The sequence below is a fragment of the Rhizobium sp. CNPSo 3670 genome (assembly GCF_057784555.1).
On record NZ_JBXSOL010000003.1, the window covers coordinates 233,175 to 259,046 of the forward strand.

The 25,872-nt window shown below is 60.9% G+C and carries 22 protein-coding genes, 3 tRNA genes, 1 pseudogene and 1 riboswitch; of the genes and pseudogenes, 20 read left to right on the top strand and 6 right to left on the bottom strand.

What is annotated here, in order from left to right; translation table 11 throughout:
- Positions 1-33: 33 nt before the first annotated feature.
- Both AC13QO_RS04315 and AC13QO_RS04320 read right to left on the bottom strand, forming a co-directional pair.
- Entirely contained in the window at positions 34-1,278 is a 1,245-nt protein-coding gene (locus AC13QO_RS04315) for a cytochrome P450 (RefSeq protein WP_085777764.1), read from the bottom strand.
- 146 nt (positions 1,279-1,424) lie between these two features.
- A complete protein-coding gene (locus tag AC13QO_RS04320) occupies positions 1,425-2,678 on the bottom strand; it encodes a GGDEF domain-containing protein (RefSeq protein WP_085777765.1) in 1,254 nt (417 codons plus the stop codon).
- A 396-nt stretch (positions 2,679-3,074) separates the two neighbouring features.
- On the opposite strand from AC13QO_RS04320, the gene clpP reads away from it, so the two are divergent.
- The 6 genes and pseudogenes from clpP to AC13QO_RS04350 all read left to right on the top strand — a co-directional run bounded on the left by clpP (position 3,075) and on the right by AC13QO_RS04350 (position 12,232).
- A complete protein-coding gene (clpP, locus tag AC13QO_RS04325) occupies positions 3,075-3,704 on the top strand; it encodes an ATP-dependent Clp endopeptidase proteolytic subunit ClpP (RefSeq protein WP_038688182.1) in 630 nt (209 codons plus the stop codon).
- A gap of 302 nt (positions 3,705-4,006) precedes the next feature.
- Complete coding sequence (gene clpX, locus AC13QO_RS04330; protein ID WP_004680013.1) at positions 4,007-5,284, top strand: ATP-dependent Clp protease ATP-binding subunit ClpX; 1,278 nt, start codon at positions 4,007-4,009, stop codon at positions 5,282-5,284.
- 401 nt (positions 5,285-5,685) lie between these two features.
- Positions 5,686-8,103, top strand: coding sequence for an endopeptidase La (lon, locus tag AC13QO_RS04335; RefSeq protein WP_085777766.1), 2,418 nt, complete (start codon positions 5,686-5,688; stop codon positions 8,101-8,103).
- A 206-nt stretch (positions 8,104-8,309) separates the two neighbouring features.
- The gene (hupB, locus tag AC13QO_RS04340) at positions 8,310-8,585 is read left to right on the top strand and encodes a DNA-binding protein HupB (RefSeq protein WP_003558438.1); all 276 of its coding nucleotides are present in this window, start codon (positions 8,310-8,312) and stop codon (positions 8,583-8,585) included.
- 116 nt (positions 8,586-8,701) lie between these two features.
- A riboswitch (FMN riboswitch) is annotated at positions 8,702-8,853 on the top strand.
- Positions 8,854-9,036: 183 nt separating this feature from the next.
- Positions 9,037-9,941: pseudogene (locus AC13QO_RS04345) on the top strand (DMT family transporter).
- A 92-nt stretch (positions 9,942-10,033) separates the two neighbouring features.
- Positions 10,034-12,232: an esterase-like activity of phytase family protein gene (locus tag AC13QO_RS04350; protein ID WP_488539992.1), complete on the top strand. Its 2,199-nt coding sequence runs from the start codon at positions 10,034-10,036 to the stop codon at positions 12,230-12,232.
- 225 nt (positions 12,233-12,457) lie between these two features.
- Here the strand turns inward: AC13QO_RS04350 and AC13QO_RS04355 are convergent, their stop codons facing one another.
- A complete protein-coding gene (locus AC13QO_RS04355) occupies positions 12,458-13,444 on the bottom strand; it encodes an aldo/keto reductase (protein WP_085777767.1) in 987 nt (328 codons plus the stop codon).
- A gap of 141 nt (positions 13,445-13,585) precedes the next feature.
- Here AC13QO_RS04355 and AC13QO_RS04360 point away from each other — a divergent pair, with 141 nt between their 5' ends.
- On the top strand, positions 13,586-13,987 hold the full coding sequence (locus tag AC13QO_RS04360) for a (R)-mandelonitrile lyase (protein WP_085777768.1): 402 nt from the start codon (positions 13,586-13,588) through the stop codon (positions 13,985-13,987).
- A gap of 5 nt (positions 13,988-13,992) precedes the next feature.
- On the opposite strand, the gene AC13QO_RS04365 is transcribed toward AC13QO_RS04360, so the two are convergent.
- Positions 13,993-14,598 carry a class I SAM-dependent methyltransferase gene (locus tag AC13QO_RS04365; protein ID WP_085777769.1) on the bottom strand — a complete coding sequence of 202 codons (606 nt, stop codon included), beginning with the start codon at positions 14,596-14,598 and terminating at the stop codon, positions 13,993-13,995.
- Positions 14,599-14,762: 164 nt separating this feature from the next.
- Between AC13QO_RS04365 and AC13QO_RS04370 the strand changes: the two genes are divergently transcribed.
- On the top strand, positions 14,763-15,125 hold the full coding sequence (locus tag AC13QO_RS04370) for a hypothetical protein (protein ID WP_085777770.1): 363 nt from the start codon (positions 14,763-14,765) through the stop codon (positions 15,123-15,125).
- 126 nt (positions 15,126-15,251) lie between these two features.
- On the top strand, positions 15,252-15,800 hold the full coding sequence (locus AC13QO_RS04375; RefSeq protein ID WP_085777771.1) for a glutathione peroxidase: 549 nt from the start codon (positions 15,252-15,254) through the stop codon (positions 15,798-15,800).
- Positions 15,801-15,824: 24 nt separating this feature from the next.
- On the opposite strand, the gene AC13QO_RS04380 is transcribed toward AC13QO_RS04375, so the two are convergent.
- Together AC13QO_RS04380 and AC13QO_RS04385 are read right to left on the bottom strand one after the other, a co-directional pair.
- Positions 15,825-16,037: a hypothetical protein gene (locus AC13QO_RS04380; RefSeq protein WP_085777772.1), complete on the bottom strand. Its 213-nt coding sequence runs from the start codon at positions 16,035-16,037 to the stop codon at positions 15,825-15,827.
- Positions 16,038-16,347: 310 nt separating this feature from the next.
- Positions 16,348-16,423: transfer RNA gene (locus tag AC13QO_RS04385), tRNA-Val, on the bottom strand.
- 411 nt (positions 16,424-16,834) lie between these two features.
- On the opposite strand from AC13QO_RS04385, the gene AC13QO_RS04390 reads away from it, so the two are divergent.
- The 11 genes from AC13QO_RS04390 (at position 16,835) to nuoG (ending at position 25,862) form a co-directional block, all read left to right on the top strand.
- Positions 16,835-16,911: transfer RNA gene (locus AC13QO_RS04390), tRNA-Asp, on the top strand.
- A 51-nt stretch (positions 16,912-16,962) separates the two neighbouring features.
- Positions 16,963-17,039: transfer RNA gene (locus AC13QO_RS04395), tRNA-Asp, on the top strand.
- A 247-nt stretch (positions 17,040-17,286) separates the two neighbouring features.
- Positions 17,287-17,652, top strand: a complete 366-nt coding sequence (locus tag AC13QO_RS04400; protein WP_010055493.1) for an NADH-quinone oxidoreductase subunit A — start codon at positions 17,287-17,289, stop codon at positions 17,650-17,652.
- On the top strand, positions 17,643-18,227 hold the full coding sequence (locus AC13QO_RS04405; protein WP_085777773.1) for a NuoB/complex I 20 kDa subunit family protein: 585 nt from the start codon (positions 17,643-17,645) through the stop codon (positions 18,225-18,227). The genes AC13QO_RS04400 and AC13QO_RS04405 overlap by 10 nt, the downstream gene beginning before the upstream one ends.
- 18 nt (positions 18,228-18,245) lie before the next feature.
- On the top strand, positions 18,246-18,848 hold the full coding sequence (locus AC13QO_RS04410) for an NADH-quinone oxidoreductase subunit C (protein ID WP_085777774.1): 603 nt from the start codon (positions 18,246-18,248) through the stop codon (positions 18,846-18,848).
- 66 nt (positions 18,849-18,914) lie between these two features.
- On the top strand, positions 18,915-20,105 hold the full coding sequence (locus AC13QO_RS04415) for an NADH-quinone oxidoreductase subunit D (protein WP_085777775.1): 1,191 nt from the start codon (positions 18,915-18,917) through the stop codon (positions 20,103-20,105).
- Positions 20,105-20,377 carry a hypothetical protein gene (locus AC13QO_RS04420; RefSeq protein WP_085777776.1) on the top strand — a complete coding sequence of 91 codons (273 nt, stop codon included), beginning with the start codon at positions 20,105-20,107 and terminating at the stop codon, positions 20,375-20,377. Before AC13QO_RS04415 ends, AC13QO_RS04420 begins: the two co-directional genes overlap by 1 nt.
- A gap of 16 nt (positions 20,378-20,393) precedes the next feature.
- Positions 20,394-21,557 (top strand): NADH-quinone oxidoreductase subunit E, encoded by a 1,164-nt coding sequence (locus tag AC13QO_RS04425; protein ID WP_085777777.1) that lies wholly within the window; start codon positions 20,394-20,396, stop codon positions 21,555-21,557.
- Between the two features lie 10 nt (positions 21,558-21,567).
- Positions 21,568-22,872, top strand: coding sequence for an NADH-quinone oxidoreductase subunit NuoF (gene nuoF, locus AC13QO_RS04430; protein WP_085777778.1), 1,305 nt, complete (start codon positions 21,568-21,570; stop codon positions 22,870-22,872).
- 2 nt (positions 22,873-22,874) lie between these two features.
- Entirely contained in the window at positions 22,875-23,558 is a 684-nt protein-coding gene (locus AC13QO_RS04435; protein ID WP_488539993.1) for a 5' DNA nuclease, read from the top strand.
- Between the two features lie 222 nt (positions 23,559-23,780).
- Positions 23,781-25,862, top strand: coding sequence for an NADH-quinone oxidoreductase subunit NuoG (gene nuoG / locus AC13QO_RS04440; RefSeq protein WP_085777780.1), 2,082 nt, complete (start codon positions 23,781-23,783; stop codon positions 25,860-25,862).
- Positions 25,863-25,872 lie beyond the last annotated feature (10 nt).

Below are 25,872 nucleotides of genomic sequence, written 5' to 3' on the forward strand. Positions count from 1 at the left end.
CGGAACTTCGGCCGATCTGGGATACTGTGCCGATCACCACCGGAGATCCAGGCGGTCGAGCCCGTGGAAATGATAGACGTCCTTGACGACGGGCGTCTTTGCCAGCCTGAGGCCGGGAAGCCGTTCGAACAGGATCGGTACCACGACGTTGAGTTCCAGCCGCGCCAATGGCGCGCCGATGCAGAAATGGATGCCGGCGCCGAAGGAGAGGTTTGGAGCCTCGTTGCGATCAGGCCGGAAGGCGAGGGGATCGGTGAATTTCGCCGGGTCAAGATTGGCGGCGGCGAGGATGAGGCTTACCTTTTCGCCGCGCTTGAACGAAACGCCGTCGATCTCCGCGGGCTCGAGCGCCCAGCGCTGGAAGATGTGGACGGGCGCGCAGATGCGCAGGGTCTCCTCGATGGTGCGCTCCGTCGCCGCATCGTCCCGGAAGAGTTCTGCCGGATCTCGACCGCTGTTGAGGATGGTGTGCACGGAGTTGCCGATCTGGTGCACGGTCGCTTCATGGCCGGCATTGAGCAACACGATCGTCGTTGAAATGAGTTCTTCTTCAGTGAGATACTGGCCCTTGTGCTCCGTGCGGATCATGTGGGTCAGCAGGTCATCGCGAGGCTCTGCCCGGCGTTCGGCGATTACCCCTCTGACATAGTCGGAAAATTCTCTGGCCGCCCGTTCGGCCTCTTCTTCTTGCTGGCGTGTGCGGCCGAACATGTACATGCGCACATAGGCATGCGACCAGGCGAGCAACTGCGGCCCCATCTCCTCGGGGATGCCGATCATGCGGGCAATCATAGTCACCGGGATGATGTCGGCAAAAGCCGAGAGCAGCTCGACTTCGCGCTTCTCCGCAAAGCCGTCGATCAGCCGATTGGCAAGCGCGACAAGCTCCGGCTTCATCTTCTCGACATGGCGTGAGACGAAGGCGCGGTTGACGAGCGTGCGCAGACGCGTGTGCTCCGGCGGTTCCAGCTCGAGCAGGGAGTAACGTTCCGAGAGATCGAAACTTTCAAGATGCGGCATCGGCTCGGCGAGGCCCAGCTCCTCCCGGCTGGCGATATGGAGGATCTGCCGGCCGAAGCGGCGGTCGCGCAACAGTCCGTTCACATGGTCGTAGCCGGTGAAGAACCACTGTTTCTGCTCCTCCCAATAAAAGGTCGGGCAGTGGGCGTGAAGAGCCGCATAGACGGCGTTCGGATTGCCATAGAAGGCCGGGTTGCGAGCATCCAGCGAGACATGGCGGCTGGCGCGATCGATCGAGAGAAAGGGCGGTATGGTCATGCGTTGAGGCTTAACGGATTTGTCCGGCCTGTAAAAGATGCGGGAGAGAAAGGCCGGCGGAAGCCGGGCACGCCCGATCAGACGCGCTGACCATATCGAGAATTTTTGTCTAAGCCTGGGGATTGAATCTGTTTTCAGACTTGCGGCTAACCGGCCCGTGACAGCGTGCCCATGCGTCGCAGCGCCTCGACCTGGTCGTCGACCGTGGGCACGAGTTCGCCGGCGGTGGTGCTCGGCGTGGCTGGCGCTGGAGCCGCCGCTTCCTCTTCGCCGAAGGTGACCGTGCAATTGCGGCCGGCGGCCTTGGCCGCATAGAGAGCCCGGTCGGCGGCTGAGATCAGTTTGTCGATATTGGCTTCGATCGAGGAGGCGAGCGCGATGCCGATGCTCACCGTGACCGGAACGATTGCTTCGCCAGTGCTGACGGGAAGGCGGCAGAATTCGGTACGGATCGCTTCGGCGATCGCCTCGGCTTCCGTCTGATCCGCGACAGCTGCGAAGGCGGCGAATTCTTCCCCGCCCATGCGGCCGAAGATGTTGTTTGGAATATATTGCCGGGCCATGCGCGCGAAGGCGGTGAGCACCGCGTCGCCGGATTGATGGCCGAAACGGTCGTTGACGCGCTTGAAATGATCGAGGTCGAAAAGGATCACCGCGACCTGCCGCTGCTCGCTATGGGCTCTCTCCTGAATTGACTCGAAATAACCGAGCAGGCCACGGCGGTTGAGCACGCCGGTCAGGGAATCGGTCAGCGTCATGGCGCGCAGATGCCGTTCGGAGCGCTCCATCACCAGTCGACAGGTAAGCGCGAAGGCGATGGTGAGCAGGAAGGCGCTTGCCATGGCCGAGACGCCGCCGAGATTAGTTGCCTCGATATCGCTCGGCAGCGTAACCGCCATCGTCAGCGCCGAGCCGAAACACAGGCAGCCCTGGATGACGAACACTCCCATAAGCTTAGTGCGGGTGCGCTCACGGCGGATGTCGCCGGCGGCGACCGCCATGGCCAATGCCGTGGCGCCCGTCGCCGAAGCGAGGTTATAGAGCACGACGCGGTTGGAATAATCAGTGTTGACCCAGGGCAGAAAGACCCCGGCCAGCCAGATTGCCGGCGGCAGCAGAGCCCACCATTCGATCTTCTTGCGGTCGAGTGCGAGAAAACCCGCCACCCAGGCGCTCTGGCCGAGCAGCGCGATGGCATTGCCCACCTCAATGCAAAACAGGCTGGGGATTTCGCTGCGCAGCGAGATCATCGCAAAGCCTATGGCGGTCAGAAAGAAGCCCAGGCCCCAATAGAGATAGGCTTCATTTCTGACATTGTGGCGCCAAGCGACGAAGAGCACCAGAGCGAGCGTCATGGCCTCCGAACACCAGATGGCGAGACCTGTAGCGATATTGAACACGGCAGCAACCCCTTGCCCGTCGACCTTGTCTGTTGGCCCGCATCCTTGCGGAGGAAGCTCGCCACTTCCTTAATGTCGTTGCACTGCGGCACGATTTTCGGCCGGTATCTGGCGATAGGCTTTCCGTTGGGTAAACGTGCTTGAGCGCTGTCGAATGGAGTAACCTTTTCTTCATTCTGTCATGGAGAAAAGCGAGGGGAGACGACATCGAGGGCTCGCCGCCGACAGGCGTTTGCGAGAAAGAGGCTTTCGGCGCCCAAGCCCTGGGGCCTTGCCCCGTCTTCTTAACGTTATCCCAATGCGTGTCTTGAAGAGGAGGGCAGGGACACTCTATGTAGGGATAAGACATTTTCTTTGATTCCCGGCGTGCCGGCATGACGTTGACAAAGGACGCACATGAGAAACCCAGTTGATACCGCAATGGCCCTCGTGCCCATGGTCGTCGAACAGACCAACCGCGGTGAACGCTCCTACGACATCTATTCCCGTCTGTTGAAGGAACGCATCATCTTCCTGACCGGCGCCGTCGAGGATCACATGGCGACGCTCGTCTGCGCCCAGCTTCTCTTCCTCGAGGCGGAAAACCCGAAGAAGGAAATCGCTCTCTACATCAATTCTCCCGGTGGCGTCGTCACCGCGGGCATGGCGATCTACGACACGATGCAGTTTATCAAACCGGCAGTTTCGACGCTCTGCATCGGCCAGGCCGCGTCCATGGGTTCGCTGCTGCTGGCGGCCGGCCATAAAGACATGCGCTTCGCCACGCCGAATTCCCGCATCATGGTTCACCAGCCCTCGGGCGGCTTCCAGGGCCAGGCCTCGGACATCGAGCGCCACGCCCGCGACATCCTAAAGATGAAGCGCCGGCTGAACGAGGTCTATGTCAAGCACACCGGCCGCAGCTACGAGGAAGTTGAAAAGACGCTCGATCGTGACCATTTCATGGATGCGGACGAGGCCCAGGGCTGGGGCGTCATCGACAAGGTTCTGACATCACGCCTCGAGATGGAAGGCGAGCAGGCCTAGTAATTAATTGGGATGGTGTTTTCCTCGCCACAGTTCTATCTCATTTGTGATCGAACAAGGCTTTCAACTGGCGACGAAGACGCTAATAGTAACTATTAATGCTATGTTGAATTTTTATGACATAGCATTCGGCATTCGAAGGGGAATTCGTTGCCGCCGGGACCCTGACATGGTTGATTGGGACCGGTTTGTAGCCCCTGAAGCCCTTCTCGGCAAAGGCTCCGGAAACGGAGTGCCGCCAGGAGCTGATAGAGTGGACCGCGATTTCGCCTTGAAATGCGGCGTGCTGGAAGGAAAGTGATATGAGCAAGGTCAGCGGCAGCAACGGCGGCGACTCCAAGAACACCCTCTATTGTTCGTTCTGCGGAAAGAGCCAGCACGAAGTCCGGAAACTGATTGCCGGACCGACCGTCTTCATCTGCGATGAATGCGTCGAATTGTGCATGGACATTATCCGCGAGGAGAACAAGTCCTCGATGGTCAAGTCCCGCGACGGCGTCCCGACGCCTCAGGACATCATCAAGGTCCTCGACGAATACGTCATCGGCCAGCGGCAGGCGAAGAAGATCCTGTCGGTCGCCGTTCACAACCATTACAAGCGCCTGGCGCACGCCTCCAAGAACGGCGAAGTCGAGCTGGCGAAGTCCAACATCATGCTCGTCGGACCCACAGGCTGCGGCAAGACCTATCTGGCCCAGACGCTCGCCCGCATCATCGACGTTCCCTTCACCATGGCGGATGCGACGACGCTGACGGAAGCGGGCTATGTCGGCGAGGATGTCGAAAACATCATTCTGAAGCTCCTGCAGGCGGCCGACTACAATGTCGAACGCGCGCAGCGCGGCATCGTCTACATCGACGAAGTCGACAAGATTTCGCGCAAGTCCGACAATCCGTCGATCACCCGCGACGTCTCGGGCGAGGGCGTGCAGCAGGCGCTCTTGAAGATCATGGAAGGCACGGTCGCTTCCGTTCCGCCGCAGGGCGGCCGCAAGCACCCGCAGCAGGAATTCCTGCAGGTCGACACGACGAACATCCTGTTCATCTGCGGCGGCGCCTTCGCCGGCCTCGACAAGATCATCTCCGCCCGCGGCGAGAAGACTTCGATCGGCTTCGGCGCGACTGTGAAAGCTCAGGACGACCGCCGCGTCGGCGAAGTCCTGCGCGAACTGGAGCCGGAAGATCTGGTCAAGTTCGGCCTCATTCCCGAGTTCATCGGCCGTCTGCCGGTTTTGGCGACGCTCGAGGATCTCGACGAGGACGCGCTGATCCAGATCCTATCCGAGCCGAAGAACGCGCTGATCAAGCAGTATCAGCGGCTGTTCGAGATGGAAGATGTGGAACTCACCTTCCACGAGGATGCATTGCGCGAAATCGCCCGCAAGGCGATCGTGCGCAAGACCGGCGCCCGCGGCCTTCGTTCGATCATGGAGAAGATCCTGCTCGACACGATGTTCGAACTGCCGACGCTGGAAGGCGTGCGCGAGGTGGTCATCTCGGAGGAGGTGGTGCGCGGCTCGGCTCGTCCGCTCTACATCTATGCCGATCGTCAGGAAGAAAAAGCCAACGCTTCCGCGTAATCTTATGGTTCGCACCGTTATTTTAAGGGGCTTGCCATAGGCGAGCCCCTTTCTATTTGAAAAACCATGCGAGGCGCTGTTAGTATTTTGCCGGTGGGAACTGGAGCTTGCCTTTGCCGATGTTGCGCAAGGGGCGATGCTTGGCAATGATGCAGTGATTCCGTGAGTGTATTGCTGGCGTTGTATATAGCCGGGTCGGAAGTGGTAAGCGCCGGTCCAGCCACGCGTTTCATAGTGCTGGTGTTCCGTTGTAACGAAGCTGTCATATCCGGGGAACGCGGGCGTTAGCGTGGCTTGAAAAGCATAGTAAGAACCTCCACTTGTAGGCCAAGTGAGAGTGCCGGCTGATCCCAAGCGGCCGTGCAAAGAGCCCGGCAACGGGACGATGGAAAGGATAAAAAATGACGAAGAAAACGTCTGTAGCGAGCAGCACTGCCTACCCTGTTCTGCCTTTGCGTGACATCGTGGTTTTCCCGCATATGATCGTGCCGCTGTTTGTCGGACGGGAAAAGTCGATCCGTGCGCTCGAGGAGGTCATGGGCTCGGACAAGCAGATCATGTTGGTGACGCAGATCAACGCCAGCGACGATGATCCGGACCCTTCGGCGATCCACAATGTCGGCACCGTGGCAAACGTGCTGCAGCTGCTGAAGCTGCCTGATGGCACCGTCAAGGTTCTGGTCGAAGGCCGCGCCCGCGCCGAGATCGACACTTATACGAGCCGTGAGGATTTCTATGAGGCGCTCGGCCATGTGCTCGAGGAGCCCCATGACGATCCGGTCGAACTGGAAGCCTTGTCGCGCTCGGTCGTTTCCGAATTCGAAAGCTATGTGAAGCTGAACAAAAAGATTTCGCCGGAAGTGGTCGGTGCCGCCAGCCAGATCGACGACTATTCCAAGCTCGCCGATACGGTCGCCTCGCATCTGTCGATCAAGATCACCGAGAAGCAGGAGATGCTGGAGACGACGAGCGTCAAGCAGCGTCTCGAAAAGGCTCTCGGCTTCATGGAAGGCGAGATCTCGGTGCTGCAGGTCGAAAAGCGCATCCGCTCGCGCGTCAAGCGCCAGATGGAGAAGACCCAGCGCGAATATTATCTCAACGAGCAGATGAAGGCGATCCAGAAGGAGCTCGGTGACGGCGAGGAAGGCCGTGACGAGATGAGCGAACTGGAAGAGCGCATCTCCAAGACCAAGCTGTCCAAGGAGGCCCGTGAAAAGGCCGAGGCGGAGCTGAAGAAGCTGCGCCAGATGAGCCCGATGTCGGCGGAGGCCACGGTCGTGCGCAATTATCTGGATTGGCTGCTCGGCATTCCGTGGGGCAAGAAGTCGAAGATCAAGGCCGACCTCAACAATGCCGAGAAGATCCTCGAGGCCGATCACTTCGGTCTGGACAAGGTCAAGGAACGCATTGTCGAATATCTCGCCGTGCAGGCTCGCGCCACCAAGATCAAGGGCCCGATCCTCTGCCTCGTCGGCCCTCCGGGCGTCGGCAAGACCTCGCTCGCCCAGTCGATCGCCAAGGCGACCGGCCGTGAGTATGTCCGCATGGCGCTCGGCGGCGTTCGCGACGAAGCCGAAATCCGCGGTCACCGCCGCACCTATATCGGCTCGATGCCCGGCAAGGTCATCCAGTCGATGAAGAAGGCGAAGAAGTCCAACCCGCTCTTCCTGCTCGACGAAATCGACAAGATGGGCATGGATTTCCGTGGCGATCCGTCTTCGGCCCTGCTCGAAGTGCTCGATCCGGCGCAGAACTCGACCTTCATGGACCACTATCTGGAAGTCGAATACGACCTGTCGGATGTGATGTTCATCACGACCGCGAATACGCTGAACATCCCTGCACCGCTTATGGACCGCATGGAGATCATCCGTATCGCCGGCTACACCGAAGATGAAAAGCGCGAGATCGCCAAGCGGCACCTGCTGCCGAAGGCTATCAAGGAACATGCGTTGCAGCCGGAAGAATTCTCGGTCAGCGACGATGCCCTGATGGCGATCAGCCAGCAGTACACCCGCGAAGCCGGTGTCCGCAGTTTCGAACGCGAATTGATGAAGCTCGCCCGCAAGGCGGTCACCGAGATCATCAAGGGCAAGACGAAGTCCGTTCACGTGACGGCCGCCAACATCGCCGACTATCTCGGCGTCCCGCGCTTCCGCCATGGCGAAGCTGAGGGCGAGGATCAGGTCGGCGTCGTGACCGGCCTTGCCTGGACGGAAGTCGGCGGCGAGCTGCTGACCATCGAAGGCGTGATGATGCCGGGCAAGGGCCGCATGACGGTTACCGGCAATCTGAAGGACGTCATGAAGGAATCGATCTCGGCGGCGGCTTCCTACGTCCGCTCGCGCGCTGTCGATTTCGGCATCGAACCGCCGATGTTCGAAAAGAACGACATCCACGTGCACGTGCCGGAAGGTGCGACGCCGAAGGATGGCCCGTCGGCCGGTGTCGCCATGGCAACCGCCATCGTTTCGATCATGACCGGCATCCCGGTCAACAAGCATGTGGCGATGACCGGTGAAATCACCCTTCGCGGCCGGGTGCTGCCGATCGGCGGTCTCAAGGAAAAGCTGCTTGCGGCGCTTCGCGGCGGCATCAAGAAAGTGCTGATTCCGGAAGAAAACGCCAAGGACCTGGCGGAGATTCCGGATAACGTGAAGAACAGCATGGAGATCATCCCGGTCTCGCGGATGGGCGAGGTGATCAAGCATGCGCTGATCCGTCGGCCGGAGCCGATCGAGTGGGATGGCACGGTGGAAACGCCCGTCATCACGTCGGTCGAAGGCCTCGACGATACGGGCGCAACGATCGCGCATTGAGTGGCGTTTGCCACATTTATGCCCGATTGAAGCAAAAGACGCAAAAAGGCTGGCGGAAACGCCAGCCTTTTTTGTGAAAACGTCATGGAGACGCTTGCTTTTCCTTGATTTGCAGGGCTTTTGGGTTCCCGGCGGGCCTGATGAAACCTATTCTGCGCCTAGCTTACATTTGAGTCGTTTCATACCATTTAGAAAGGGGTGGAAACATGAACAAGAATGAACTCGTGTCCGCAGTGGCCGAAAAGGCAGGACTGACGAAGTCTGACGCGGCTTCCGCTGTTGACGCGGTTTTCGACGTTGTCCAGGCCGAACTCAAGAACAAGGGCGATATCCGCCTCGCTGGTTTCGGCAGCTTCACCGTTTCTCATCGCGCTGCAACGAAGGGCCGCAACCCGTCGACCGGCGCTGAAGTCGATATTCCAGCCCGCAACGTGCCGAAGTTCACGCCCGGCAAGGGCCTGAAGGACGCCGTCAACGGCTGATTCATCATCCGCCGGCCGTAAACGAGAACGGCTGAGCAGGTTTTCGAGGGGTTCGGCGCTGCCGGACCCCTTTTGTTTTGCCGCTTGCCGTATGCAGCGCTTTGTCTTACCAACAATGCTGTTCTCAGGGCGGGGTGAAAGTCCCCACCGGCGGTAAGGGCTGTGGCCCGAGCCCGCGAGCGCCTTCTCAAGCTTCGGCCGGGGAAGGGTCAGCAGATCCGGTGCGATTCCGGAGCCGACGGTATAGTCCGGAAGAAAGAGAATGAGCATGGCCGTGAGCGGGCAGGGGACTGCCGGCCCCTGCGCGCCGTCGCCTCATGCGTCCTGATTTATGTTGGTCGCCTGCATAATTCCTTAAATCGGAATCGATTTAAGGATGAATTATGCAGCAATTAAAAGCGCTACAGCGTCCTTTGCGCGTCTGGAAAGACGCGCGGCGCTGTAGTTCTGGATGGAAGACATGAATCAGATTTCCCTTACAATGCCGCGTTCTCGCGCCTTTTGCCGGCGCTGCTTTCATGGTGCTTGGAGGCGTGGCCTTCTCGCTGCTCAACGTCTTCACCCAGTGGCTAACCATGAAACTCGCCTTTCCGCCAGCCTCCGCAGCCTTCTGGCAATATGCCTTTGCCTTCCTCTTCTCCTTGCCCTTCCTGCGCAAGCCTTGCGGCGATGCGTACCGACTATCCCCGGCGGCACGTCGTGCGCGTCCTCTTTGCCGCGCCTGGTGTCGAGGCCTGGGTTTCCGGTCTTGCCTCAGTGCCGATCTGGCAGGCGATCGCGCTGGTCATGACCTCACCCTTCTTCATCATTCTCGGTGCCCGCCTGTTCCTCGGTGAGCGCGTCGGCCCGGCCCGCTGGGCAGCGACCGGTGTCGGCTTTGCCGGCGTGATGATCATCCTCCAGCCATGGTCTGATAGTTTCACCTGCGCAGCGCTCCTGCCGGTGCTCTCGGCACTGCTCTGGGGTGCCTCCTCGCTCATCACCAAGGGCCTGACCGGTATCGAGAGGCCAGAGACCATCACCGTCTGGCTGTTGGTGCTGCTGACGCCGATCAACGGCGGTCTGGCACTTGCGGCGGGCTTCGCCGTACCGACAGGCACGACACTCGCGCTCTTCCTTGTGGCGGGCCTCCTGACGGTCGTGGCGCAATATCTGCTGACCCTAGCCTATGCCAGTGCTGACGCCGCCTATGTCCAGCCATTCGATGATCTGAAGCTGCCGCTGAACGTGCTCGCCGGCTGGCTGTTTTTCGGTTATGCGCCGGCCGGTTATCTCTGGCTGGGCGCCGCGCTCATTCTTTCAGCGTCGCTCTTCATCATGCAAAACGAGATGCGCCGGGAAAGGCAGCCGGCCTGACGCCGACCTCTGAAAACTCGCGGACTGTCATGTCTCTGTCATGGCAGTCCCGCAAAACCCCTCTGTTCGATCTTTCGACATTGGGGGATTTCATGACAATTTTATCGCGCAAGGCAGCGCTCGCTGCCGTGCTTCTCGCATCCGTTGCCGTCCCGGCCGCGGCCGAGCCGGTTTTCAACCGCATCGCCTCCTTCCCGGTCGCCCAGAACCTGCCTGCTGACAAGGACAAGCTGTCGCCGACATCCGCGGAAATCATCACCGCGACCGACGACGGCAACACACTGATCTATAGCGACAGTCCGCTCGGCGCGATCGGCTTCATCGACATTACCGACGCCAAGGCCCCGAAAGCCGCCGGCGCGCTGATGATGGATGGCGAGCCGACATCGGTTACCTCGAGCGCCGGCAAGGCGCTGGTTGCCGTCAACACCTCCGAAAGCAAGGCCAAGCCCTCAGGCCGCCTCGCAATCGTCGACGTGGCGACGAAGAAGATCGAGAACATCTGCGATCTCGGTGGCCAGCCGGATTCGATTGCCCTCAACAAGGACAAGACGCTCGGCGCCATCGCGATCGAAAACGAACGCGACGAAGAGGTCAATGACGGCAAGATCCCGCAGATGCCGGCCGGCGAGCTCGCCGTTTTCCAGGTCAACAACGGCACCGTCGACTGCGGCGCCATCAAGCATGTGGCGCTGAACGGTCTCGCCGGTGTTGCCCCTGAAGATCCGGAGCCGGAATTCGTGGCCTTCAACGGGCAGAACGAGATTGCGCTCACGCTGCAGGAAAATAACGAGATCGTCATCATCGACGCCAACACGGCTCAGGTGAAGACCCACTTTACCGCCGGCAGCGTCGATCTCTCCGGCATCGACACGAAGCGCGACCGCGCCCTGAAATTCTCGAGCGAATCGAAGGGCGTGCTGCGCGAGCCGGACGCCGTGAAGTGGCTGGACGACAACCGCCTCGTCGTCGCCAATGAAGGCGACTATCAGGGCGGCTCGCGCGGCTTCACCATCTTCGACAAGACGGGCAAGGTCCTCTACGAATCGGGCGCATCCTTCGAACGCGCCGTCGCCCATATCGGCCATTATCCGGAAAGCCGTTCGGGATCGAAGGGCGTCGAGCCGGAAGGTCTCGAAGCCGCCAAGTTCGGCGATGACCAGTATTTCTTCCTGCTTGCCGAGCGCGCCTCGGTCGTCGGCGTCTATAAGGATACCGGCGCCGACCCCGAACTCGTGCAGCTTCTGCCGTCGGGCATTTCGCCGGAAGGCGGGGTCGCTATCCCCCAGCGTAATCTCTTTGCGACCGCAAATGAACTCGATCTCGGCAAGGACGGCGGAGTGCGCTCGCACGTGATGATCTACGAGCGCTCGGAAGGCGAAAAAGCTTATCCACAGATCGTCTCCGCCGAGAAGGACGGCAATCCGATCGGTTTCGCAGCGCTTTCGGGTCTCGCCGCCGTTCCCGGAAAACCGGGCATGCTCTACGCCGTCAGCGACAGCGTTCTGGGCTCGCAGCCGACGATCTACACGATCGACGCCAGCAAGAAACCGGCCGTGATCACCGACGCCCTCGTCGTCAAGCGCGACGGTGGTCCGGCCCAGAAGCTCGATATCGAAGGCATTGCGGTCGCAGCCGACGGCTCCTTCTGGCTCGCCTCGGAGGGAAACAGCGAGCGCCTCGTCCCGCATGCGCTCTACAACGTCAATGCCAAGGGCGACATCAAGGCCGAGATTGCTCTGCCTAGGGAACTCGCCGCCAACGAAATTCGCTACGGCTTCGAGGGTGTCACCATTGTCGGCACCGGCGACGATGCCACGCTCTGGATGGCCGTCCAGCGCGAGTGGGGTGACGACGAGAAGGGCTTCGTCAAGCTCGTCTCCTACAATCCGAAGAAAAAGGAATGGGGCGCCGTGCGCTATCCCCTCGACAAGACGGAAAGCGGCTGGGTCGGCCTGTCTGAGATCTCCGCCCACGGCGACAACGTTTACATCATCGAGCGCGACAACCTCGTCGGCGACGCCGCCAGGCTGAAGAAGCTCTACAAGGTGGCGATCTCGGAACTGAAGCCCGCCAAGCTCGGCACCGAACTGCCGGTCGTGAAGAAGACCGAAGCACACGACTTCCTCGACGAACTCAAGGCCGTGACGAACGGCTATGTGCTCGACAAGCTCGAAGGCTTCACCTTCGACGCCTCCGGCAAGCCTTACGCTGTCACCGATAATGACCGTGTGAGCGACTCTTCCGGCGAGACCTTGTTCTTTCCGGTCGAACTGAGTGCCACGAACTGAAAGCTGCCCCTCATCCTAACCCTCTCCCCGTTAAAACGGGGCGAGGGGACGTGCCAAGCGCAACGTCGAGGTGAAGGAAGCACGTGCGGCATATCCCTTCGCCCCGCTCGCGGGGGTCCGGAGGACGGGTCGAAACCGGTGCCGCGACCCCGGTCGATGGCGGCAGCCGGTGAGGGGCCGCTCTCGGCTCGCTGCAGCCTTCAATAAAAGCGACTCGCTCCAGCCTTACCAGCGCTGATGCACATGCGGCGCGATCAGCCGATTGTATATCTCGCGCGTCGCCACTATCACATCGGGCGAGAGCGGCGCGAGATCGGCTGCGGCCGCATTGGCTCTCGCCTGTTCGGCATTGCGGGCGCCGGGGATGACGACAGTAACGGCTTCAGCCATCAGGATCCAACGCAGCGCGAAGGCGGCCATAGTGACGCCGGCCGGCACCAGCTTGCGCACTTCCTCAACCGCCTGCAGCCCGACCTCGAAAGGTACGCCGGCAAAGGTCTCGCCGACATCGAAAGCTTCGCCGTGGCGGTTGAAATTGCGATGGTCGTCGCTGGCAAACTGCGTCTCGCGGCTGATCTTGCCGGAGAGAAGACCACTTGCCAGCGGCACGCGCGCGATGATCGCCACATTCCTGCGACATGCTTCCTCGAAGAACAGATGGTCGGGGCGCTGACGGAAAAGGTTGTAGATGATCTGGACGCTGACGACGCCGGGATATTCGATCGCTTTCAGCCCGTCCTCGACTTTTTCGACGCTAACGCCATAACCCTTGATCTTTCCAGCCTTCTGCAGCGCGTCGAGGCCCTCGAAGACCTCAGGCAGGTAAAGCACCTCGCGCGGCGGGCAGTGCAACTGCACGAGATCGAGGCTGTCGACCGCGAGGTTTTTGAGGCTGCGGTCGATGAAGCCTTGGAGATTGGCCTTGGTATAGCCTTCCGCGACATGTGGGTTGAGGCGGCGGCCTGCCTTGGTTGCGACCATCGGGCGCTCGCCGCCGCGCGTCCTCAGGACATCGGCAATGATCTTTTCCGAGCGGCCGTCGCCGTAAACATCCGCCGTGTCGACGAACGTCATACCGGCATCGAGCGCGGCGTTCAGCGCCGCCCGCCCATCCGCCTCGCTGATATCGCCCCAGGAGCCGCCGATCTGCCAGGCGCCGAAGCCGACATTGGTAACGGTGAACGGCATGCGGCCAAACGCATGGTGTTTCATGAACATCTCCCTAGGTTATGAACGCTTTGGCCTATCAGGCGGGCAACTGCGCGGCAATTGCCGATCTGGTCTTGATCGGTCGCCTCGATCAAATATCGTCGCACCGTAAAGCTTCAACAGCATGGATGGAAAGGAACGATCATGGAGATCAAGCCCGCTGGCTCCAGCCCCTCGATGAAGCCGCCGGCCGACTATTTTACCGGCGCCGTTCGGCAGGATCCGCTGATCGAGCCGCCGACGCCGGCAAGGGTGAAGGCAACCTCCGTCACTTTCGAACCCGGAGCCCGCACCGCCTGGCACACGCATCCGCTCGGCCAGACGCTGATCGTCACCTCAGGCAAGGGCCTTGCCCAGAGCTGGGGCGGGGAGATTCGCGAGATTCGCGCCGGCGACACCGTCTGGTTTGCGCCGGGCGAAAAACACTGGCACGGCGCCGGCCCGGAGACGGCCATGACGCATATTGCCATTCACGAGGCATTGGACGGCAGCCATGTCGACTGGATGGAAAAGGTCAGCGACGAACAATATTCCGGCAAGGCGTGAACTGATCAAAGGCGCTTCAGGCAATAGGAAAAATGCGCGTGTGATTCGACCGTCAGGAATTCGAATTGCCAGCCATAATCCTTGCAGAATTTCGTAACCGCCTCGACGACACCGTAGACGATCGGTTTGACGGTGTTGCCGGTGCAGAAATCATGGCCGGCAATGCGTCCTGTGCGCTTCACCTTCCTCTCGCAGAGCAGGAGCTCCTGCCAGGTGAGCTCGAAAGAATGATCGGTGTCGATATAGGCCCAGTCGAGGAAGTCATCCTCGAATTCGGCGAGCTTGTCGAGCGATGTGCCTTGCATCAGGTGCAGCCGGCCAGCCTCGATCTCGGCCGCGAAATTCGTGTGAATCGCGTCGAGCCCGGAGCTGTAGCGATCCATCGACCAGGGATCGATGAGATAAAGCTGGGCCGGGCGATTCTTTTCCAGGATCTCCGCCGTATACTCGCCGAAGGCCGCTCCCACCTCGACGCCGATGCCGCCATTCGGGATCCGGTAGAGCAGTTCGCCCCGATCCGGCAGCAGCCGGGCGTTTTCTATATGATGGGCGCTGAGCGGGGTGCGCGGCATGCTCGCCCGCAGCGCCTGCCTTTCTTCACGTGTCTTCATCTTTGATCTCGGGATTGGGGCCGGCTGACGGCCCTTGTGCGGTTCGAGGGGAACGTAGGAGCAGCCGAGGCGGATGACAACGGCATGACAAGAATTTGCTTCTTGCGGACAAAAGGTTAAGTTTCGCCTGTGAATGACGAAAGAGCCCTGGGAGGAGCGACTTCATGAGACGGATGTGGCCCGAAGAGTTCAATGCCATCATTGCCCATGCCGAAGAAGTGATGCTGGAATCATCCGCAGAAGCAGGCGCCGGCGAGCCGCTGCACCGGAAAGCGCTGAAGGCACGCATCGCCATGGAAGATTACGAGCGAATCTGGCCGCTCGCCGAGATGCGCTTCCGCTTGGGCGAAGGACCGTTCGCCGGCAAGGCCATCACGCTCATCACCACCAACCCTCATTATCATCCCTGGCATCCAAAGGATGGTGGCAGCGTCGAATCCGTCTCGGACAGCGGCCGCCACTACAAGACGGATTATCTCGTCGTCCATTTCCTACTCGATGACGTACGGGAAACCTCGCCCGCCTGACGGGCTCCCCCGGTGTCGCCAAACGGCGACGCCGGGGATGCTGACGTCGAGTTGATCTTCACCCTGATGACAATAGCGGCGATATCGCTAAGCTCCCGGAACGATCCGTGCCAATTGGAGGTTCCCATGACGGGCAATGTGCTGGATATTCCGGTCAAGACGGTGGATGGTCGACAGACTACGCTGAACGAATACAAGGGCAGGGTACTTCTGATCGTCAACGTCGCGTCGAAATGCGGGCTGACGCCGCAATATGAGGGGCTTGAAAGACTCTATGGCGAAAAGCGCGAGCGCGGCTTCGTCATCGCCGCTTTCCCCGCCAACGACTTCAAGGGCCAGGAACCCGGCACGGACGCCGAGATCCTCGATTTCTGCACCACCACCTACGACGTCACCTTCCCGATCTTTTCTAAGATCTCGGTCAAGGGCGAGGCCCAGCACCCGCTCTACCGGCAGCTGACCAAATCGGGCGTGAAGACGACGGGCGAGGGTCCGATGCGCGAACGCCTGAATGCCCACGGCATATCAGGCGGCGACGAGGATGACATTCTCTGGAATTTCGAAAAATTCCTGATCGGCCGCGACGGCAAAGTCGCCGCCCGCTTCGCGCCCGATGTGACGGCAGATGATTCGCGGCTGGTTTCGGCGGTGGATCAGGAGTTGGCGAAGGGATGATTTGCCGGCAGCCGAGCAGGATCTTCAGATCCCGAGGACGGTCACAAGCGGAGGCGTAAAGTCCTTGAAGCCCAGTATCGGCTGGTCGCACCTTCTGTCAAACTTCGTCTTCGGTACGTGGCGCTGGCATTTCGGATTCGTCTTGAAGGCGTATCCGGGCAGGCTGACATAGATGGAGCTTGGCGTGCAAAGGGCAATCGCAATGCACAGCGTCAATGCGGAGCATAGAGTTCTCATGGTACCCCCCGGCGCCGTAAGCCTTCAAGCGCGGAGACTTCCGGGCGACGAATAGTCTCATTTTTGCCCGCCCTCATCCATTCGCCTAATAGGAGGTGCGCGGAGGCTGGAGTAGTCCGTTTTGGTGGAACCTGGCTTCCCAGACGGCGCCGCATTTGACCTGCCGGACAGCTATGCTGCGCCGGAATGTCTTGCCGAATGTCGGGTCGCGTTCATGTGAGATGGCTTCTGCATAGGCAGATAGCTGCATTGAGCCAATCAGGGGCAGATCACTGCGGCTACATTACTCTTCGAAACTCAAGAGGAAAAATGGTGGGCGATGAGAGACTCGAACTCCCGACATCCTCGGTGTAAACGAGGCGCTCTACCAACTGAGCTAATCGCCCATCGCTGGCGAAGCCGATCGGCCTGCTGCGTTGGTGGCCGTGATCTATGCGGATCGCGGCAAAACCGCAAGAGTGTTTGTGAAGAATTTTTGATTTTTTTGGCGGTGGTCTGCTCGTCTGCGCTGCCGAACGGGCTCGGTCGGCCTGTGGATAAAGGGGAGGGGGAGCCGCGGGCTTATGCATTTTGCCTGCGCTGTCGGCTCCGATCGTGCCTCGCTACGGCTGCGGAGGTTGGAATTGCCGGCTTTCGTTCTTCCTGCAGCGGCTTTGCCGAAACAATTCAACGACTGTCATGGTTTTGTCTCCAAACCTGCTTGACACTAAAAGGCGAACCCCGTAGTTAGCCGCTCATCGAAACGGCCAGCCGTTTTGGTGAGGGTGCGAAGGCATCCGGATTGCTTGAAATGAAGTGCGGGTGTAGCTCAGTCGGTTAGAGTGCCGGCCTGTCACGCCGGAGGTCGCGGGTTCGAGCCCCGTCACTCGCGCCATTTCAAAGCAGGCGTTCAGTCGCCGCCGTCCGGCTCTTCCGTCCGTCATGCGCGGGTGTAGCTCAGTCGGTTAGAGTGCCGGCCTGTCACGCCGGAGGTCGCGGGTTCGAGCCCCGTCACTCGCGCCATTCTCTTCCGAAAGCCATGCAGTTTCCAGGGGTCAGGCATGCAGCTTGAATCGACTTCTGCGGATTTGTCGCGACATCGTTGCATCTGCTTGATAATGTCCGCCCGCGACGCGTCGAATTGCCTCTGTAAAAGTCTTGCGCCGCGGCGTCGGCTGCGCTAACCACGGCTTGTTGCAACGCACGTTCGCTTGTCGGGCAATTGCCCAAATGCGCCGCCTGGCGCCTCCGGCAAGCAAGGATGAACATGATGACTGAACTGCTCAGTTCCTATATTCCGATCGCTATCTTCATCGCCATTGCGCTCGTTATCGGCCTGGCGCTGCTCATTGCGCCGTTCGCCGTGGCTTTCAAAGCGCCCGATTCGGAAAAGCTCTCGGCTTACGAATGCGGTTTCAACGCTTTCGACGACGCCCGCATGAAGTTCGACATCCGCTTCTACCTCGTGTCGATCCTCTTCATCATCTTCGACCTCGAGGTCGCCTTCCTCTTCCCCTGGGCCGTTTCCTTCGGCGCCATCGGCTGGTTCGGCTTCTGGTCCATGATGGTCTTCCTCCTCGTGCTGACCATCGGCTTTATCTATGAATGGAAGAAGGGAGCCCTGGAATGGGAGTGACCCCTGTGAGCAATCAGCCGCTCGTCGCGCCGCAGCCGAAGGGGATCATCGATCCGTCGACCGGCAAGCTGATCGGCAGCAACGACGCATTTTTCGGCGAGATCAACAACGAACTCGCCGACAAGGGTTTCCTCGTCACCTCGACGGACGAGTTGATCAACTGGGCTCGTACCGGCTCGCTGATGTGGATGACCTTTGGTCTTGCCTGTTGCGCTGTCGAAATGATGCAGCTCTCCATGCCGCGTTATGACGTCGAGCGCTTTGGTTTTGCGCCGCGCGCTTCGCCGCGCCAGTCCGACGTCATGATCGTCGCCGGCACGCTGACTAACAAGATGGCGCCGGCTCTGCGCAAGGTTTACGACCAGATGCCTGAGCCGCGCTATGTCATCTCGATGGGCTCCTGTGCTAATGGCGGCGGCTACTATCACTATTCCTATTCGGTTGTTCGCGGCTGCGACCGTGTCGTGCCGATCGATATTTACGTGCCGGGCTGTCCCCCCACGGCGGAGGCACTGCTTTACGGCGTGCTTCTGCTGCAGAAGAAGATCCGGCGCACCGGCACGATCGAACGCTAAGGGTTAAGGACAAGGCATATGAGTGAAGCCCTGACTGAGCTTGCCTCCTATCTTGGCGAAGCGCGCGGCAACCTGATCCTCGCCTCGCAGATGAAGTACGGCGAGCTGACGCTGACGGCGACGGGTGAAAACCTGATCCCGCTCCTGACCTTCCTGCGTGACGACGCCAAGTGCGGTTTCGTCAACCTGATCGACATTTGCGGCGTCGACTGGCCGCAGCGCGAACTGCGTTTCGACGTCGTCTATCATCTGCTGTCGCCGAAGAAGAACCTGCGCATCCGCGTCAAGGTGGCGACCGACGAGGATACGCCGGTGCCGTCGGCCTGCGCCGTCCATCCCGGCGCCGACTGGTTCGAGCGTGAGACCTGGGACATGTACGGTGTCCTGTTCACCGGCCACCCGGATCTACGCCGCATCCTGACTGACTACGGTTTCGAAGGCCATCCGCTGCGTAAGGACTTCCCCACGACCGGTTTCGTCGAGGTGCGCTACGACGACGCCGCAAAGCGTGTGGTCTACGAACCTGTCGAGCTGAAGCAGGAATTCCGAAACTTTGACTTTATGTCACCCTGGGAAGGCACCGAATACGTGCTGCCGGGTGATGAAAAAGCGAAGCAATAATTCAAGGCGGCTGGTGGGATTGCGCCCGCCTTTCACCGAATATCTGAGAACGCGAGCCCGATCGCCATGACAGAACATAACGTCCGCAACTTCAACATCAATTTCGGACCGCAGCATCCGGCGGCGCACGGCGTTCTTCGTCTTGTCCTGGAGCTTGACGGCGAAATTGTGGAGCGGGTCGATCCGCATATCGGCTTGCTTCATCGCGGCACCGAGAAGCTTATCGAGACCAAGACCTATCTTCAGGCGGTACCCTATTTCGATCGGCTCGATTATGTCGCGCCGATGAACCAGGAGCATGCCTATGCGATGGCCGTCGAAAAGCTGCTCGGCATCCAGATCCCGATCCGCGGCCAGCTGATCCGCGTGCTCTATTCGGAGATCGGCCGCATCCTCTCGCATCTCTTGAACGTCACGACGCAGGCAATGGACGTCGGTGCGCTGACACCCCCGCTCTGGGGCTTCGAAGAGCGTGAAAAGCTGATGGTGTTCTATGAACGCGCCAGCGGCTCGCGCATGCATGCAGCGTATTTCCGTCCGGGCGGCGTCCACCAGGATTTGCCGGAAAAGCTCGTGCAGGACATCGGCGACTGGTGCGATCCGTTCCTGAAGGCGCTCGACGACATTGACGACCTTTTGACCGGCAACCGTATCTTCAAGCAGCGCAACGTCGACATCGGCGTCGTCTCTCTGGAAGATTGCTGGGCCTGGGGCTTCTCCGGCGTCATGGTGCGCGGTTCGGGCGCTGCCTGGGACCTGCGTCGCGCCCAGCCTTACGAATGTTATTCCGATCTTGAATTCGACATCCCGATCGGCAAGAACGGCGACAATTACGACCGCTACCTGATCCGCATGATCGAGATGCGCCAATCGGTCCGCATCATGAAGCAGTGCGTCAATCGCCTGCTCTCGGATGCGAAGACCGGTCCTTTCTCGTCGATCGACGGCAAGGTCGTGCCGCCGAAGCGTGGCGAGATGAAGCGCTCGATGGAAGCGCTGATCCACCATTTCAAGCTCTACACCGAAGGCTACCACGTGCCTGCCGGCGAGGTTTATGCCGCCGTCGAGGCGCCGAAGGGCGAGTTCGGCGTCTATCTCGTCTCCGACGGCTCGAACAAGCCGTATCGCTGCAAGATCCGCGCTCCGGGTTACGCCCATCTGCAGGCGATGGACTTCATGTGCCGCGGCCATCAGCTCGCCGACGTCGCTGCTGTCCTTGGCTCGCTCGATATCGTCTTTGGCGAGGTGGACCGCTGATGCAGCTTCTGCCGCTGGCCGTCGCAATTCTTCTTGCGGCATCCGGGGTTTCGGCCCAGGAGGCCGACACCCTCGGCACGCCGCTGGGTCATAAGGAAGTGACGCCGCCGGGGCAGCAATCGTCCATGGGCGAGCTTTTGTCCAAGGGCTATCAGATCAAGGCCGCCATTCCGAATGGCAGCAAATTCGTCGTATTTATGCAGAAAGACCAGTCGGCCTATGCCTGCGAAATGCAGTCTTTGACCGCTTCGCGGTGTGGAACCCTAAACTGACAAGGCGTGAGGAAGAATGTCCGTTCGTCGATTAGCCGAAGATCAATTTCAGCCTGCCGCATTCGCCTTCAGCGATGAAAATGCGGTCTGGGCGGACAAGACGATCCAGAAATACCCCGCCGGCCGCCAGCAGTCGGCGGTCATTCCGCTGCTGATGAGGGCGCAGGAACAGGACGGCTGGGTCACGCGCGCGGCGATCGAAAAGATCGCCGACATGCTCGACATGGCCTATATCAGAGTGCTCGAGGTCGCGACCTTCTATACGCAGTTCCAGTTGCATCCTATCGGCACGCGCGCCCATGTCCAGGTCTGCGGCACGACGCCCTGCATGCTGCGCGGCTCGGAAGCGCTGATGTCGGTCTGCAAGAGCAAGATCCATGCCCATCCCTTCGAGCGCAATGCCGAAGGCACGCTCTCCTGGGAAGAGGTCGAATGTCTTGGCGCCTGCGTCAACGCCCCGATGGTGATGATCGGGAAGGACACTTACGAAGACCTGACGCCGGAGCGCCTCGAAGAGATCATCGACACCTTTGCCGCCGGCAATGGCGCGAGCATCAAGCCGGGCACCCAGATCGACCGGATATTCTCAGCACCTGAAGGCGGCCCGACCTCGCTGACGACGGAAGAGCCGAAGGCAAGGACACGCGCCAAGAAGGCCGATACCGAAACCGTGGCGGCGCCGGTCGACGGCGCGCCGGTCCCGCCCTCCGAGGCCGGCCGCCCAAAGAGCACCGATGCCGAGACCAATGCCGCCTTGAAGACGCCGGCAACGGCGCCGAAGGCAGCAGCGAAGAATGCCAAGGCAGCCGCGCAGCAGCCGGTTTCCGGCACGGCGCCTGCCGAGCCGGCGCTTGCTGCGGCCAAGGCCGAAACCGCTCCGGCGTCCAAGCCCAGCCTGACCGACAAGAACCGTCCAGCCGGCATCGAAAAGCCCGCCGCACCGGATGACCTGAAGATGATCTCCGGCGTCGGTCCGAAGATCGAGGCGATATTGAATGAAATCGGCATCTTCACCTTCTCGCAGGTCGCTGGCTGGAAGAAGGCCGAGCGCGAATGGGTCGATGGCTACCTGAATTTCCGCGGCCGCATCGAGCGTGACGACTGGGTCAAGCAGGCCAAGGCGCTCGCCAAGGGCGGCGAAGCGGAATATATCAAGGTCTTCGGCAAGAAGCCGCGGTAAGAGGTGAAGCATGTTACAAGATAAAGACCGCATCTTTACCAACATCTACGGCCTCAAGGACAAGTCCCTGAAGGGCGCGATGAGCCGCGGCCACTGGGATGGCACCAAGCAGATCCTCGAAAAGGGCCGCGATTGGATCATCAACGAGATGAAGGCCTCTGGCCTTCGCGGCCGCGGCGGCGCCGGCTTCCCCACGGGTCTCAAATGGTCCTTCATGCCGAAGGAAAGCGACGGCCGCCCGCATTACCTCGTCGTCAATGCCGACGAGTCGGAGCCCGGCACCTGCAAGGACCGCGACATCATGCGCCACGATCCGCACACGCTGATCGAAGGCTGCGTCGTCGCGAGCTTCGCCATGGGCGCCAATACCGCTTATATCTATGTGCGCGGCGAATATATCCGCGAGCGCGAAGCGCTGCAGGCGGCGATCGATGAATGTTATGATTACGGTCTGCTCGGCAAGAACAACAAGCTCGGCTGGGACATGGACATCTTCGTCCATCACGGCGCCGGCGCCTATATCTGCGGCGAGGAAACCGCGCTGCTCGAGAGCCTCGAGGGCAAGAAGGGCCAGCCGCGGCTCAAGCCGCCGTTCCCCGCCAATATGGGTCTCTACGGCTGCCCGACGACCGTCAACAACGTCGAATCGATCGCTGTCGCGCCGACGATCCTGCGCCGCGGCGCCGGCTGGTTCTCTTCTATCGGCCGTCCGAACAATGTCGGCACCAAGCTGTTCATGCTCTCCGGCCACGTCAACAAGCCGTGCACCGTCGAAGAGGAAATGGGTATCACCTTCCGCGAACTGGTCGACCGCCACGCCGGCGGCATCCGCGGCGGCTGGGACAATCTGCTCGCCGTCATTCCGGGCGGCGCATCCTGCCCGATCGTTCCGGCCAAGGACATCATCGATTGCCCGATGGATTTCGACGGCCTGCGCGGTGTCGGCTCCTCCTTCGGCACGGCCGCCTCGATCGTCATGGACAAGTCCACCGACGTCATCAAGGCGATCGCCCGCATCTCCGCGTTCTTCAAGCATGAGAGCTGTGGCCAGTGCACGCCCTGCCGCGAAGGCACTGGCTGGATGTGGCGCGTGATGGAGCGCATGGCCAAGGGCAATGCCCAGAAGCGCGAAATCGACATGCTATTCCAGGTGACGAAGCAAATCGAAGGCCACACCATCTGTGCGCTCGGCGACGCCGCAGCATGGCCGGTGCAGGGTCTGATCCGTAACTTCCGCCCTGAGATCGAAAAGCGAATCGACCAGTATACGGCAAGTGCGCTCGACCACGGGGCGGTTTTGGAGGCGGCTGAATAATCATGACGGACAAGGCATCCAAGAGTGGGAAGAAGGAAGAGACCGCCGATTTCGCGGCCGGCTTCGGCCGTCTTGCCGCCGAGATGCTGGAAAACGCGCAGGCAATGCCTGTGCATCCGCTGATGGCGCACCCTGCCGCAGCCTTTGCCGCCGCAACGGCAATCGGTTTCGGCCTCTCGACGCAGATGGCGAGCGCCTTTTTCGGAGCCTTCCAGGGCGCTCTGGAAACGACGGGCAAACTCGCCGCAGCCCTTGATGACACGCCGCCCGACGAACCGGCGCCGGCGGTCGACATACGACCGGAAAATATCCGCCCGGCCGTCAAGGCTTTCCGCAAGCCCGCGGCCGACAATCCTGCGGTCGAGCGGAAGGCTGGGCCGAGGCTGACAGTCGTCAAGCCGGCTGCCGAACCGGTTCCGGCGAGCCGGCCAAAGCCGGCTGTGAAAGCAAAAGCCGCTCAGCGGACTGCAAAGGCCGACGATCTCAAGCTGATCGCCGGCATCGGCCCGAAGCTGGAGCAGGTGCTGAACACCAAAGGCATTCGCGGCTTCGCCGATATTGCCGCCTGGACCGACGAGGATATCGCCCGGCTCGACGCCGAGCTCGGCCTTAGCGGCCGCATCGCGCGTGATGACTGGATTGGGCAGGCGAAGGTTCTGGCCGGGCGGGGCCGCAGAAGGAAATGAACAGTCCGGCCGTGCAAACCGGCCGGAAATAGGGCGGATCGGCGAAGGGGCGGGGGCCTCACGCCGCAGATGCCGGTGCGGGTTCCGCGTCTGGAACGCGCGACAGACAATTTGGGCGACATCGGCTGCCGGCAGGACGAAAGATCCGGCTCGGCAAAGAGAATGTTGCAAAACAGGTTTGTTTGCCGTCTTCAGGCAAACGGGAAACAGGACTGAGCGACGATGGCAAAACTGAAGATTGACGGCAACGAGATCGAAGTTCCGGATCATTTCACGCTATTGCAGGCGTGTGAGGATGCCGGCGCCGAAGTTCCGCGCTTCTGCTTCCACGAGCGCTTGTCGGTTGCCGGCAACTGCCGCATGTGCCTTGTCGAGGTGAAGGGCGGCCCGCCGAAGCCGCAGGCTTCCTGCGCCATGAGCGTGCGCGACATCCGGGGCGGCCCGAATGGCGAACTGCCCGAGGTCTTCACCAACACGCCAATGGTCAAGAAGGCCCGCGAAGGCGTGATGGAGTTCCTGCTGATCAATCATCCCCTCGATTGCCCGATCTGCGACCAAGGCGGCGAATGCGACCTGCAGGATCAGGCGATGGCCTTCGGCATCGACACCTCGCGCTACCAGGAAGACAAGCGCGCCGTCGAGGACAAGTATATCGGCCCGCTCGTCAAGACGGTGATGAACCGCTGCATCCATTGCACGCGCTGTGTCCGCTTCACCACTGAGGTTGCCGGCATTTCCGAGCTGGGCCTGATCGGCCGCGGCGAGGATGCCGAGATCACTACTTATCTCGAACAGGCGATGACCTCCGAACTGCAGGGCAACGTCGTCGACCTCTGCCCGGTCGGCGCGCTCACCTCCAAGCCCTTTGCTTTCACCGCGCGCCCCTGGGAATTGAACAAGACCGAGTCGATCGACGTCATGGATGCCGTCGGTTCGGCGATCCGCGTCGACACCCGTGGCCGTGAAGTGATGCGCATCCTGCCGCGTGTCAACGAGGCGATCAACGAAGAGTGGATTTCCGACAAGAGCCGCTTCATCTGGGACGGTTTGAAGACGCAGCGCCTCGACCGGCCTTACGTCCGCCGCGACGGCCGCCTGCAGCCGGCGAGCTGGGCCGAAGCCTTCGGCGCCATCAAGGCTGCTGTCAGCGCCACCTCGGGTGACAAGATTGGTGCGATCGCGGGCGACCTCGCTTCCGTCGAAGAAATGTATGCGCTCTCCGAACTGGTGAAGTCGCTGGGATCGGCCAATCTCGACTGTCGCCAGGATGGGACGGCACTCGATCCGTCGCTCGGCCGCGCCAGCTACCTTTTCAACCCGACAATTGCTGGTATCGACCAGGCCGACGCGCTGCTGATCATCGGCGCCAATCCGCGCTTCGAGGCGGCTATCCTCAATGCCCGCATCCGCAAGCGCTGGCGCCGCGGCAAGTTCCCGATCGGCGTGATCGGCGAGCCCAGTGAACTGCGTTACAGCTACGACTATCTCGGCGGCGGACCTGACACACTGAAGGATCTGGTCGACGGCGGTCATGCCTTCGCCGACGTCCTGAAGAACGCCGCCAAGCCGATGATCATCATCGGCCAGGGCGCGCTGTCGCGCAGCGATGGCGCCGGCGTACTCGCAAGTGCCGCCAAGCTTGCCGGTTCGGTCGGTGCGGTCGTCGACGGCTGGAACGGCTTTGCCGTCCTCCACACTGCCGCTTCGCGCGTCGGCGGCCTCGACCTCGGCTTCGTACCCGGTGCCAAGGGCGTCAGCGCCGCCGAGATGCTGACGGCAATGGACGTGCTCTTCCTGCTTGGCGCCGACGAACTCGACTTCACCGCCAAGAAGGCCAAGCTCACCGTCTATATCGGCTCGCACGGCGATAACGGCGCCCACCATGCCGACGTGATCCTGCCGGCCGCAGCCTATACCGAAAAGTCCGGCACCTGGGTCAATACCGAAGGCCGTGTCCAGATGGGCAACCGCGCAGGCTTTGCGCCGGGTGATGCCCGCGAGGACTGGGCGATCATTCGCGCCCTGTCGGACGTGCTCGGCAAGAAGCTTCCCTTCGATTCGCTGAGCGAACTGCGCGGCCGGCTCTATGCCGCTTTCCCGCATTTCGCCGCCATCGACGAGATCGCCGAAACCGATAGCGCCCAAATTGCCGCAGTCGCGAAAAAAGCCGGCAAGATGAACAAGTCAGGGTTTGCGTCGCCGGTCAAAGACTTCTATTTGACGAACCCGATAGCGCGCGCCTCGGCTGTCATGGCCGAGTGCTCGGCATTGGCCCGCAACAATTTCAAAGTCGCGGCAGAGTAAGGGCAGGAAC

Excerpts from the sequence above, each read along its gene's own strand:
- AC13QO_RS04315 (WP_085777764.1), bottom strand. The coding sequence starts at position 1,278 with ATGACCATACCGCCCTTTCTCTCGATCGATCGCGCCAGCCGCCATGTC.
- clpP (WP_038688182.1), top strand. The coding sequence starts at position 3,075 with ATGAGAAACCCAGTTGATACCGCAATGGCCCTCGTGCCCATGGTCGTC.
- clpX (WP_004680013.1), top strand. The coding sequence starts at position 4,007 with ATGAGCAAGGTCAGCGGCAGCAACGGCGGCGACTCCAAGAACACCCTC.
- lon (WP_085777766.1), top strand. The coding sequence starts at position 5,686 with ATGACGAAGAAAACGTCTGTAGCGAGCAGCACTGCCTACCCTGTTCTG.
- hupB (WP_003558438.1), top strand. The coding sequence starts at position 8,310 with ATGAACAAGAATGAACTCGTGTCCGCAGTGGCCGAAAAGGCAGGACTG.
- AC13QO_RS04350 (WP_488539992.1), top strand. The coding sequence starts at position 10,034 with ATGACAATTTTATCGCGCAAGGCAGCGCTCGCTGCCGTGCTTCTCGCA.
- AC13QO_RS04355 (WP_085777767.1), bottom strand. The coding sequence starts at position 13,444 with ATGAAACACCATGCGTTTGGCCGCATGCCGTTCACCGTTACCAATGTC.
- AC13QO_RS04360 (WP_085777768.1), top strand. The coding sequence starts at position 13,586 with ATGGAGATCAAGCCCGCTGGCTCCAGCCCCTCGATGAAGCCGCCGGCC.
- AC13QO_RS04365 (WP_085777769.1), bottom strand. The coding sequence starts at position 14,598 with ATGAAGACACGTGAAGAAAGGCAGGCGCTGCGGGCGAGCATGCCGCGC.
- AC13QO_RS04370 (WP_085777770.1), top strand. The coding sequence starts at position 14,763 with ATGAGACGGATGTGGCCCGAAGAGTTCAATGCCATCATTGCCCATGCC.
- AC13QO_RS04375 (WP_085777771.1), top strand. The coding sequence starts at position 15,252 with ATGACGGGCAATGTGCTGGATATTCCGGTCAAGACGGTGGATGGTCGA.
- AC13QO_RS04380 (WP_085777772.1), bottom strand. The coding sequence starts at position 16,037 with ATGAGAACTCTATGCTCCGCATTGACGCTGTGCATTGCGATTGCCCTT.
- AC13QO_RS04400 (WP_010055493.1), top strand. The coding sequence starts at position 17,287 with ATGACTGAACTGCTCAGTTCCTATATTCCGATCGCTATCTTCATCGCC.
- AC13QO_RS04405 (WP_085777773.1), top strand. The coding sequence starts at position 17,643 with ATGGGAGTGACCCCTGTGAGCAATCAGCCGCTCGTCGCGCCGCAGCCG.
- AC13QO_RS04410 (WP_085777774.1), top strand. The coding sequence starts at position 18,246 with ATGAGTGAAGCCCTGACTGAGCTTGCCTCCTATCTTGGCGAAGCGCGC.
- AC13QO_RS04415 (WP_085777775.1), top strand. The coding sequence starts at position 18,915 with ATGACAGAACATAACGTCCGCAACTTCAACATCAATTTCGGACCGCAG.
- AC13QO_RS04420 (WP_085777776.1), top strand. The coding sequence starts at position 20,105 with ATGCAGCTTCTGCCGCTGGCCGTCGCAATTCTTCTTGCGGCATCCGGG.
- AC13QO_RS04425 (WP_085777777.1), top strand. The coding sequence starts at position 20,394 with ATGTCCGTTCGTCGATTAGCCGAAGATCAATTTCAGCCTGCCGCATTC.
- nuoF (WP_085777778.1), top strand. The coding sequence starts at position 21,568 with ATGTTACAAGATAAAGACCGCATCTTTACCAACATCTACGGCCTCAAG.
- AC13QO_RS04435 (WP_488539993.1), top strand. The coding sequence starts at position 22,875 with ATGACGGACAAGGCATCCAAGAGTGGGAAGAAGGAAGAGACCGCCGAT.
- nuoG (WP_085777780.1), top strand. The coding sequence starts at position 23,781 with ATGGCAAAACTGAAGATTGACGGCAACGAGATCGAAGTTCCGGATCAT.